The organism is Fructobacillus fructosus KCTC 3544 (assembly GCF_001438695.1).
In the GTDB taxonomy this organism is placed as follows: domain Bacteria; phylum Bacillota; class Bacilli; order Lactobacillales; family Lactobacillaceae; genus Fructobacillus; species Fructobacillus fructosus.
The window spans coordinates 79560-89615 of record NZ_JQBH01000007.1 but is presented as its reverse complement, the minus strand read 5'-3'; the positions used below and the strand labels follow the sequence as shown (position 1 = coordinate 89615).

Below are 10056 nucleotides of genomic sequence, written 5' to 3'. Positions count from 1 at the left end.
GCGTTTAATAAATAAATAGGGTAATTAATAACTAGTAATAGTAATAAGGGCTGTGGGTTCCGGGGATTAGGGAACAAAGCCCGGAAACAGAGGCTTTAGCCTGTGGAAAAGTCCGTGAAAAACTCAGACGAAATTTAATGAGTTATCCACAGGATTATTGGCCATCGCTGATCTCTTCGGCCAGTGATTGTACCATTTCTTTCATACGGGTATCTTTTTCAATCTGTTCTTCAATTTTCGTGAAAGCATGGGAGATTGAAGAATGGTCACGATTGCCAAACGCCTTCCCGATTTGTGGTAACGACATGTCCGTCATGGTCCTAGTAAGGTAGATGGCCACGTGTCTGGCACCAACAATGTCAGACTGCCGACGACTCGATTTCATGTCGTCAACCGTTTGCATAAAGTAATCCGCCACAACCTCTTGGATGCGCTCCACAGTAATCACTGGTTTTTTATTAGCATTGATCTCTTCCAGAATAATCTTGGCTGTTTCAATCGTTGCGGGCTTATTTTGAAAACGGATTTTCGCTTCAAAGCTGTGAAAGGCGCCTTCTAGCGTTCGGACATTGCCGTCAATTGATTCACCAATTAATTGGAGAACGTCGTTTGGAATATCGAGTTCGTTTTTTTCCTGCATGTTTCGCAGAATACCAACTTTTGTTTGCACATCGGGTTTTTGGATGTCTGAAGTGATTCCTTGTTCAAAACGGGACTTTAGACGGTCTTGTAAATCAGGAATATCGTTCGGGTAACGATCCGACGTCATGACGATTTGTTTGTTGGCTTTGGTCAGGGCATTGAAGGTGTTAAAGAACTCTTCCTGCACTTGAGGTTTGCCAGCCCAGAACTGAATATCATCGACCAGTAGCATGTCCAACGAACGGTATGTTTTTTTGAAAAGGGCAGTTGCGTTAGTTTCGTTTCCCTTCCTTAGGGAGTTAGTAAAGTCGTTCAAGAAATCCTCAGCCGTGGCGTACTTGATGCGAGCGTTTGGGTTGGTTTTTGCGTAGTGGTTTCCAATTGCTTGCATCAGGTGCGTCTTCCCCAAACCAACGCCACCGTAAATCAGGTAGGGATTATAGACTTTACCGGGGCCTTCCGCAACTGCCTGCGCAATGGCTCTGGCGTTCTCGTTTCCAGAACCAATGACGAATTTTTCGAAGGTAAAGTCGGGGTTCAAACTGGCATCCTGTGAAAAGGGAATATGTTCTTCGCTAGGGGCAGGGGTCGTTAGTGAAGTCTGAGGACCGTCGGCTAATTGTGTTTGGGTTACTGCCGAACGTTGGAATTCAGGTCTTATGAAGGTTCCGGTCTCGTTACTAACAAATTCAACGAATTTCATGGAAATTTCTTGATTCCATTGATCGATAATCTTGTCAGCGAATTCTTCTGGCACCGCTAAAAGGAAGCGCTTATCTTCAATGCCAATTGGCTTTAAGGGTGCGACAAAGGCATCAAAGCTAAGTGGACCGAGATCTTGATACAGTTTTAAATTGAGCTTATCCCAAAGTTCATTTGGGGAGAGGGTATCAGCCATTGAAATCTCCAGTAAAAACGTAAAAATGAAATGATGAAACTAAAATCAGTATAGCAAAAAAAAAGTGACTAGCCTAGTTATCCACAGAAATGAAAGTCGAATTGAAAAAATCCCCGGTTGTGGGAAATAAAAAAAGTGAATGTGGAAAGCAAAGGGAACAAAAATTCGCTTTATCCACAAGTGCACAGAGTTATCCACAGGATAAGGCCTATTAAGTCAAGATCTTGTCGAATAATCCACGTTATCCCCAGATTGGCACCAACAACCTGTGGATAAGTGGATAACTTGTGTAAAAGTGCTGGGTAACTTGTTTTATTAGCTGCTTTATTCAAGTCCCTTTGATTTCCTTTTGATAAATTTGTGGATAAGTTTTTTCTATTATATAGTCGATTTTGAGGTAAAAGCCTTTCCATGCTTGTCAGGGTAGGGTATCCATGGTATGATTAATCTCGAATTGCAAAGAATTTTGCAGACAAATAGTTAATGGAGGTAAATCCTAATGAAGCGTACATTCCAACCAAAGAAGCGTCATCGCGCACGCGTGCACGGTTTCCGTAAGCGTATGTTAACGAGCAACGGTCGTAAGGTTTTGGCTCGCCGCCGCGCGAAGGGCCGCAAGGTATTATCTGCCTAAACAGGTCGCTGCTTGCAGTGGCCTTTTTATTTTCATTGATTCATGCAGGGGAACCTGCGTACATAACAGTTTAGGTGGACAGTATGCGTAAGTCATTTCGTATTAAAAAGCCAGAGGAATTTCAAAAGGTTTTTGATCACCATCACTCAGTAGCCAATAAATACTTTGTGGTGTATCGTTTGCAAAAGAAGGATCAAAAACATTTTCGTTTAGGTCTTTCAGTCGGAAAAAAGATTGGAAAGGCGCATGATCGCGTGCACGTTAAACGGCGGATTCGGCAGACGATGTTGGAATTAAAGCCCTTGTTAGACCAGCAAAGCGATATATTAGTGATTGCACGACCAAACATTGCCGGGGCTTCACAGGCTTTTATCAAAAAACAACTCGTGCACGTCTTGGGATTGGCAAAATTATTAAAGGATGAAAAACATGGTTAGAATTAATAAGTGGGTTAAGACAATTGGTTTCCTTCCGCTCTTGCTAGCGGCCCTGGCCATTGTTGGGATTGTTGCAGCCGACCTGTCGTACACCGGTCATGTTCCTGGTTCAGGAATTTGGGGGGGCTTTGTTGCCTTCTTTATCCGTTCCATTCTTGGTGTTTCTTCATGGTTTGGAACATCTTATGGGTTGGGAATTGTGTTGTTCACCATTCTCATCCGTTTCTTCATCCTGCCGTTGATGGTCTATCAAATTGATTCAATGAAGAAAATGCAGGTTCTTCAGCCACAGTTGAAGGTTCTTCAAGAAAAGTACGCTGGCCGTGATACCGAGACGCGTACTCTATTAGCCCAAGAACAGCAAGCTCTTTATAAGGAACATGGTGTTTCACCATTTGCTTCCATGTTGCCACTGCTTGTTCAGATGCCTGTTTTGATTGCCCTTTATCAAGGAATTCATAATTCTTCAGTTTTGCGGTCGGGTTCTTTCCTTTGGTTGAACTTGGGGAATCAAGATCCATATTTCATTTTGCCCGTTTTAGCGGCGCTCTTTACCTTCGGATCATCATGGTTGTCCACGCAGGCTAGTCCTCAACAAAACACCATGACGAAGGTGATGCCGTTCATCTTCCCATTCATTATCTTCTTTACGTCACTGGCCGTGCCAGCTGCTGTTTCCCTCTATTGGGTAGTTGGAAATCTCTTCCAGATGATTCAGACTTTCATCTTGCAAAACCCATTCAAAATGAAGAAGGAACGTGAAGAAGCCCGTGCCAAAGAAAAGGCAAAGGCTCGTAAGATGCGGAAGGCCAAGCGTTCGAAGAAGCGCTAAGGGTTACTTGTCCTTGATATTTTAAAAAGGTGGTTCGCCATGATTGAAATGTTAAAACAGACCCCGAAATTTTGCTGGTATCACGTGACCAATATGTCAGCTGAAGATCGTGATGAACTGCTTTCAAAGCACGGGTTGACTGAGCAGATGCTTGGCTACGCGAACGATCGAAATGAATCCGTCCGGATGGAATTCGATTCGGATGCTGATGAAGCGCTCATCATTTTGGACGTCATTTCGGCCGAACCAGAACCCGTGTTAACACGACCCGTTGGAATTGTTTTGGTGAAGGGGAACCTTTATACCTTTGCGCATCGGCCAACGGATTACATTAAGAAGGAAATTCTGACTGGTTCCATCAATGGCAAGCGGCCGGAAGATGAACAGCTCTCTGTCTTTGAATTCTTAATTACAGGGATTTATCCATTGATGACCATGTATGGTGAGGAAATCACTGAGATTAATCGACAGCGACGAGCTATTCAGGCACAATTTGGTAATCGTAAGCAACTAACGAAGCAGACGAATGATTTGTTACATCTGCAAATTCAAATGATTTATTTACAGAATTCGTTAGCCAATAATTTGATTATGTTGAACCAAATTCGGCGATCGTATAAGACTAATGCGACCGAAGATGATTTGGATCTCCTCGATGCTGTGCGAGTCGAAGTTGAACAGGCGCGTGACATGGCTGGTTTAGCGATGGAAGTGATTAACGCCGTGACGAAGGCTACAGGTACACTTGGAAACCGTGATTTGAACTGGACGATGAAAGTCTTGACTGTTTATTCAATTGTATTCACGATTCCGACAGTTGTTTCTGGTTTTTACGGCGAAAACGTCGATTACTTACCCTTTGCTAGTCATAGCTCTGGATGGTGGGTAACGATTGTTATAATGATTGTCTTAATGGTGGCGGCAACTTATGCTTTCCATCGTTACGGTTTCTTAAAGAAATAAAAAGGACGAATATTTCGTCCTTTTTTTTGTTAATTTAACCTGCTTTCCTTTTTTCTAAAGAACAATTGACGTATAATGGTAGGGAACTAAATTATTTTAGGAGGCGTCATGTTGTTTAAATCTCGGGAAAAAAAGGAATTTTTAGATACCCGTGACCGACTGCTTAAAAAATCATCGGAAAGCATGGTATCTTTCCGCCGCTTTATTTTTGCACCGAACCTACTAACCTTTGTCATTTCTGTTGTTGTTGGTAATGCATTTGGTTCAACGGTTAAAGAATTAGTGAACACCGTTTCACATTTCTTTTATGCATTATGGCGCTGGATTGTTCGATCAGGTCATCCGTTGAATTTTGATTCAACACTATCTGCTTTGTCTGATTTGTTTACTTCTTCGCTGACGTTAATCTCCATTGCGCTCGCCGTGTTCTACTTTATTGAGTTCATCAATAATTGGTTGATTGGTACGGAACAGGAGAAGTGGGGTTACGATGAACCGCACCAAGATTCATTAGATATGCAGGCTTTGCAAAAGAAAAACAATGCCTTGGTCAAGGAAAACATTGCCTTGCAGAAAGAAATGATTGAACTAATGAAGGATATCAAGAAAGATAAATAAGGAGAGAAATCATGAAAGTTACTACTGTCTATACGGCTATTGCAGCGCTTGTGTTGTTATTCATTTCAATCGTCACTTGGGTGTTTAACTCGAAGGACATTGCCTTGTTAGCGGCTAACCTCGCTACAATTATGTTGTTGGTTGTCTACCTTTGGGGAAACCGCAAAAACGACAAAAATTAAGAAGATGTTAAGAATATAAAGAGTAGTGTAAGCTAAGCCCGTGTGCTTAGCTTTTTCTTTAAAAATGTTTCACGTGAAACATTTTTAAATGGTTCTTTTACGAGAACTGAAGGAGGGGGAAATGCTATTTAAAGACCTAGAAGTATCATTCGAAGCTGCTAAAGTGCCGGATTCAGTTGAAGAAGTAGTGAGAAATCAGCAATATGGACCACAAAAATGGGAACGCTATGATTTGTATCTACCAAAAGGTAAAGAAAAATTAAAGCCGCTGCTTCTAGATTTACAAGGTGGTGGGCTTGTTAGGGGGGCTAAGTCTACTGAAAAGCTTGAACCCAATCTTCGATTAACAGCAGATGGTTTTGCCGTAGCATCCATGAACTACGAGCTGATTTCAGAACGTAATTATTCTTTCCCGAACCAAGTTGCCGAGGTGCGTGCGGTGCTCATTCAACTAAAGAAAAGAGCGCAAGAATTCGGATTAGATACGCAGCGCTTTTACCTAACTGGCGAGTCGTCTGGAGCCCAACTGGCGTTATTGACGGTTGCTTCTGTAACAGCAGGGGTTAAAGTTGGACGTAAAAAGGGCTTAGATGATTTATTAGTCGATATGCCAAGCATTCAAAAGGTCATTGCTGCCTATGGCCCTTATGAGTTTGATGTTTTTGATGAACAATTTAAGCGATTGCATGTTCAAAAGAAATATTCAGAATCGGGCGAAGCTAACTCCTTTGAAGGGATGGCAGTGGCCGGCCATCAGGTAACTGATAACCCAATTGCTGTTAGCCAAGCAAACCCGGCAAACTATTTTACAAAAGCCATGCCACCAATTTTTGCGATGGCGGGATCGGCAGATCAGGTTGTTCCTGAACTACAAAGTAAAGAGATGGTCGAAAGATATGAGAAGATGTCCGGAAAGCAGGCCGTTACTTACTGGTTACCAGGAGGTCATCACGGCATTTTAGATTTTGATACGGAGGACGTGTATCAGATGAAAAAAGAATTTCTTAAAAAAGGCTAAAGAAAAAGGACTGAAAAATTCAGTCCTTTTTCTTTAGTATCCGGTGCAATTGAGGTGAGCGAGCGAGAAGAGAATCGACTAATCGCTGAGACTCTTGGAAAATCAAGGTATTGACATAAGGACGGGGAATAACTGTGTTAAACCAGCGTTCTCCTTCCAATGGAATACCAGAGATGTAGAAGCCATCAACTGCCTGGTCTTTCTTATTCAAAACGGTGAAGGTGTTCGGGTCAATTTTAATCGTGTTTCCAAATAGTAATTGACCATTCTCTTTTTTAAAGCGATCATTTGGCTCAATTAACCCTTGCCTTGCAAGTGAACGAATTAATGGTGATTTAGCAATTCGAAAATCAATTGTTGATAATCGTGCTTCAATCAGAACGGTTCCCTGAAAATGTTGACCGAATTTGTCACTCGCTTCAAAGAAATGCTCGTTGTGACCCGTCTTAAATCCGGGACCAGCAATGGTAATGATTCCGGCTTTTAGTAATGCGAGTAATTGACGCATTCGAACTAGAGGAGGACCAGCAGATAGTTGATTATCGAACTGGCGGAACTGGGTTAGCATCTTTTCGTAGCCATCTTCGGTGAAGTAATTTTCATTATAGAGCGTGCGAACGATATCGCGCATGTCTCGTAGAAGATCATAAGCGCCGGTCAAAGGCGACCAGTTGTTACCGAGTTGAGCCGATTGAATATCGTTTTCAATGTGAGTAAGGAGCTCTTTATTAAAAGTTTCAGTATCCTGCCAGTTCATGGCTGGGAAGATTTTTCCATCCCAATCGATTTCAGTTTCAAGATCTAAGTTGAAACGATCATTTAGAGAAGACCAGCTAAGTGGATTATCGAGCGCATGTAAGATGTTGGCCTTGGTCGAATCGAAGGGTAAATCAGACTGCATGACTTGATTGTAGATAAACTTATAAGTCATTTCCTGCTTAAGAAGTGACATAAATTGACTAAAAGGAATCTTGCCGTGGTTCATGGCGGCGATTGATTTTAAGTGCTTTAGTGTAAAGAAGCGAGGAACGTACAGTTGTGAAGCTTCCTTTTGGTTAATGCCCTTTGAGCGAGGGGGAAGACCGTTGAAGGAACCGGCAACAATCACCGGCTCACGTCCAGAAGGACGGTAGGTTAAAGATCCGTTACGGTTCGTGATGAAACTACCACCTTTACCTGCGGTTAAGGATAGAAGAACATCGAAGAAAGAAAGACCCAACCCTTCAATTAAAACAGTATCTGATCCAGTAATTGTTTCAAAGTCGTTTTCAGCGGGGTGCGAGGCAGGATAGTAGACAAAACCCATTTTGTCGGCGAATTTTCGTAATGATTCTTGTTTTTCGTTTAACTGATTGTCGATATGACCAGGCGCTAAAATCACGCGGTCGTATTTTTCAATGTAGTTGTTTCGGGTCCATAGTTTAAAGCGACGGGGACCTTTCGTCATGTTGATGATTTCTGTTTGATGAAAGCGAATCGTGATATTTTCGGGCTTAGCCGCTAATAGTTCATCAAAGTACCAAGCAGCGTATATGCCAAATAAACCACGGGAAGCAAAGGTATTCGAGGAGATTAATGAAATCACTTCGTTTTCATATGCTTTAGGATATTCTGGATGTTCCTTTAAGTAGTCAAAGGCCCTAGTATGTGCCCAGTCAAGCAGATTTGGTCGATCAATTGGTGAATCGTTATCATAAAGCTCATAATCATCGAATAACGTCACTTGATTGGCAAAAGTATTCATTAAAAAAGTGTGGTTATTGGTTAGGAACGGATCCCAAACCCGACCACCAATGGGACTAGGGTCGAATAAGTCGATTTCAACCTTCGCTGCTTTATTAATTGTAAAAAGAAGTCGGCCAAGGATCGAAAGATTACGAGGCCCTGCGCCAATTAATGCAATTTTCATCGTTTTTTCACCCCGTTGTTAATGGAAAAAGAACAACGTTTCTCATCAATTTAAGTTAAGAATAGATCACTTTGTTAGCGCTTTTATTCTTTTATTCACATTCTCTATTGTAAAAAAGACGGGGAATGATGTCAAAGTTCTAACCGGTTCTTACAGGTAAAAAGTGCAAAAAAAGCGCATTCTTGCTATAATGAACCTATCATTTGTTGCAGAGCGAAGGGGCACTGGGGAAAAGAGAACCAACGGTTGCTGTGAGTTGGGCTTAACCTCTTCGGGTACACAACAAAACAAAATGACGTTTGCGCCGCGTTAAGGCAGTCTGAGTGACCCAGTTGGGTAATTTTAGGTGGTACCGCGGCAGGAGTCGCCCTAATTCGAATGGATTAGGGCGACTTTTTTATATCATTGAAAACAAGGTGAGTAAGGAGAAAATCATGAATTTTATTGAAGATTTAAAGTGGCGTGGTGCCTTAAATCAGGTAACGGATGAAGAAGGGTTGCTACAGGCAATGAATGAAGGGCAGATTGGTGCCTATGTGGGGACTGATCCAACGGCGGATTCCCTGCACCTAGGTCATTTGATTCCGTTCATGGTCTTAAAGCGTTTTCAAAACGCTGGAGGTAAGGCGGTTATCATCGTTGGTGGTGCCACGGGATCGATTGGAGACCCCCGCCCAACAACTGAGCGAAAGCTGCTTTCTGAAGAACAGTTAAAGGAAAATGAAAAGGGAATTGCTGCTCAAGTTACTAAGCTGTTCGGACAAAACGGAACGAAGATTGTTAACAATGCCGACTGGTTAAACACGATGTCTTTGCCAACCTTCTTGCGTGATTATGGAAAGCTTTTTTCCATTAATGTCATGCTGAAAAAAGATGTCGTGGCTTCTCGTTTGGAAACAGGCATTTCATATACGGAGTTTACTTATCAAATCTTGCAGGCCATCGACTTTTTGCATCTTTGGCAAGAAGAAAACGTCCGTCTTCAAATTGGAGGTTCCGACCAATGGGGAAATATCACTTCAGGTGTGGACTTGATCCACACAATTGAAGGAAACGATGCGCCAGCGTTTGGATTGACGATTCCGTTGATGACGGACTCGACTGGAAAGAAGTTTGGTAAGTCAGAAGGAAACGCCATCTGGTTGAACGCTGAAAAGACCTCACCCTACACGTTCTACCAGTTCTGGTATAACCAGGCAGATGCCGATGTTGTGAAGTATCTAAAGTACTTTACTTTCCTATCGAAGGAAGAAATCGAAGCGCTTGAAAAAGAAGTAGCCGAAAATCCAGGTGCTCGTTTGGGACAAAAGCGTTTGGCTGAAGAAGTGACAGCCTTTGTTCATGGAAAAGAAGCTGTGGAAGAGGCAAAAACTTTGTCAAAGGCTTTGTTCTCTGGGGATGTTGCTGAATTAACGGTGCAACAAATAAAGGATGTCTTTTCAGGGGTACCCGGCTTTGAAGTGGCGCCCGATAAGCAAAACATTGTCGATTTCTTGGTGAACGCGGGAATCGAAAAGTCAAAGCGTCAGGCTCGTGAGGACGTCACGAACGGGGCCATTCGGATTAATGGTGACAAGGTAACAGATGTTGACGCTGAAGTTGACCCGGAAGCGGATTACGAAGGGCAGTATGTCTTAGTTCGTCGTGGTAAGAAGAAGTATTTCTTGGGAACAGTTAAATAAATTTTGATTAATGATGAAAATTTAGCAAAAAGCTTGACCGCTTTAACATTAGTTTAATCTCATCAGACCATAATAAGAAACATGATATAGCAATATATCAAAGGATCAGATACCTAACCATATAAATACTTCTCTCTAAACCTAATTTATACCTTCTCTCCCGGTTAGGTGTCTGATTGAATTGAATTGCTCCCCGTAAGGGGAGCTTTTTTTATAGAAAGGTTAAGGATAATGGAATGAC

At 42.2% G+C, this 10056-nt stretch carries 10 protein-coding genes; 8 read left to right on the top strand and 2 right to left on the bottom strand.

Annotated features, from left to right (window positions below):
* Positions 1-154: 154 nt before the first annotated feature.
* The gene (gene dnaA, locus IV71_RS04370; RefSeq protein WP_010691356.1) at positions 155-1540 is read right to left on the bottom strand and encodes a chromosomal replication initiator protein DnaA; all 1386 of its coding nucleotides are present in this window, start codon (positions 1538-1540) and stop codon (positions 155-157) included.
* 493 nt (positions 1541-2033) lie between these two features.
* Between dnaA and rpmH the strand changes: the two genes are divergently transcribed.
* The 7 genes from rpmH to IV71_RS04340 all read left to right on the top strand — a co-directional run bounded on the left by rpmH (position 2034) and on the right by IV71_RS04340 (position 6224).
* Positions 2034-2174: a 50S ribosomal protein L34 gene (gene rpmH, locus IV71_RS04365; RefSeq protein WP_213793221.1), complete on the top strand. Its 141-nt coding sequence runs from the start codon at positions 2034-2036 to the stop codon at positions 2172-2174.
* 83 nt (positions 2175-2257) lie between these two features.
* Entirely contained in the window at positions 2258-2611 is a 354-nt protein-coding gene (gene rnpA / locus IV71_RS04360; protein ID WP_010691360.1) for a ribonuclease P protein component, read from the top strand.
* A complete protein-coding gene (locus IV71_RS04355) occupies positions 2604-3443 on the top strand; it encodes a membrane protein insertase YidC (protein ID WP_010691362.1) in 840 nt (279 codons plus the stop codon). The genes rnpA and IV71_RS04355 overlap by 8 nt, the downstream gene beginning before the upstream one ends.
* Before the next feature lie 39 nt (positions 3444-3482).
* A complete protein-coding gene (locus tag IV71_RS04350) occupies positions 3483-4406 on the top strand; it encodes a magnesium transporter CorA family protein (RefSeq protein WP_010691363.1) in 924 nt (307 codons plus the stop codon).
* 108 nt (positions 4407-4514) lie between these two features.
* Positions 4515-5024 (top strand): MscL family protein, encoded by a 510-nt coding sequence (locus IV71_RS04345; protein ID WP_056995024.1) that lies wholly within the window; start codon positions 4515-4517, stop codon positions 5022-5024.
* A gap of 11 nt (positions 5025-5035) precedes the next feature.
* Complete coding sequence (locus tag IV71_RS07920) at positions 5036-5206, top strand: hypothetical protein (RefSeq protein WP_010691366.1); 171 nt, start codon at positions 5036-5038, stop codon at positions 5204-5206.
* Positions 5207-5327: 121 nt separating this feature from the next.
* Positions 5328-6224 (top strand): alpha/beta hydrolase, encoded by an 897-nt coding sequence (locus IV71_RS04340; RefSeq protein ID WP_010691367.1) that lies wholly within the window; start codon positions 5328-5330, stop codon positions 6222-6224.
* Between the two features lie 19 nt (positions 6225-6243).
* On the opposite strand, the gene IV71_RS04335 is transcribed toward IV71_RS04340, so the two are convergent.
* Positions 6244-8133 (bottom strand): FAD/NAD(P)-binding protein, encoded by a 1890-nt coding sequence (locus tag IV71_RS04335; protein WP_010691368.1) that lies wholly within the window; start codon positions 8131-8133, stop codon positions 6244-6246.
* Between the two features lie 434 nt (positions 8134-8567).
* Between IV71_RS04335 and tyrS the strand changes: the two genes are divergently transcribed.
* On the top strand, positions 8568-9815 hold the full coding sequence (tyrS, locus tag IV71_RS04330; protein WP_056995023.1) for a tyrosine--tRNA ligase: 1248 nt from the start codon (positions 8568-8570) through the stop codon (positions 9813-9815).
* Positions 9816-10056 lie beyond the last annotated feature (241 nt).

Bases quoted from the DNA above. Each gene is read 5' to 3' on its own strand.
- dnaA (WP_010691356.1), bottom strand. From the start codon at position 1,540: ATGGCTGATACCCTCTCCCCAAATGAACTTTGGGATAAGCTCAATTTA.
- rnpA (WP_010691360.1), top strand. From the start codon at position 2,258: ATGCGTAAGTCATTTCGTATTAAAAAGCCAGAGGAATTTCAAAAGGTT.
- IV71_RS04355 (WP_010691362.1), top strand. From the start codon at position 2,604: ATGGTTAGAATTAATAAGTGGGTTAAGACAATTGGTTTCCTTCCGCTC.
- IV71_RS04350 (WP_010691363.1), top strand. From the start codon at position 3,483: ATGATTGAAATGTTAAAACAGACCCCGAAATTTTGCTGGTATCACGTG.
- IV71_RS04345 (WP_056995024.1), top strand. From the start codon at position 4,515: ATGTTGTTTAAATCTCGGGAAAAAAAGGAATTTTTAGATACCCGTGAC.
- IV71_RS07920 (WP_010691366.1), top strand. From the start codon at position 5,036: ATGAAAGTTACTACTGTCTATACGGCTATTGCAGCGCTTGTGTTGTTA.
- IV71_RS04340 (WP_010691367.1), top strand. From the start codon at position 5,328: ATGCTATTTAAAGACCTAGAAGTATCATTCGAAGCTGCTAAAGTGCCG.
- IV71_RS04335 (WP_010691368.1), bottom strand. From the start codon at position 8,133: ATGAAAATTGCATTAATTGGCGCAGGGCCTCGTAATCTTTCGATCCTT.
- tyrS (WP_056995023.1), top strand. From the start codon at position 8,568: ATGAATTTTATTGAAGATTTAAAGTGGCGTGGTGCCTTAAATCAGGTA.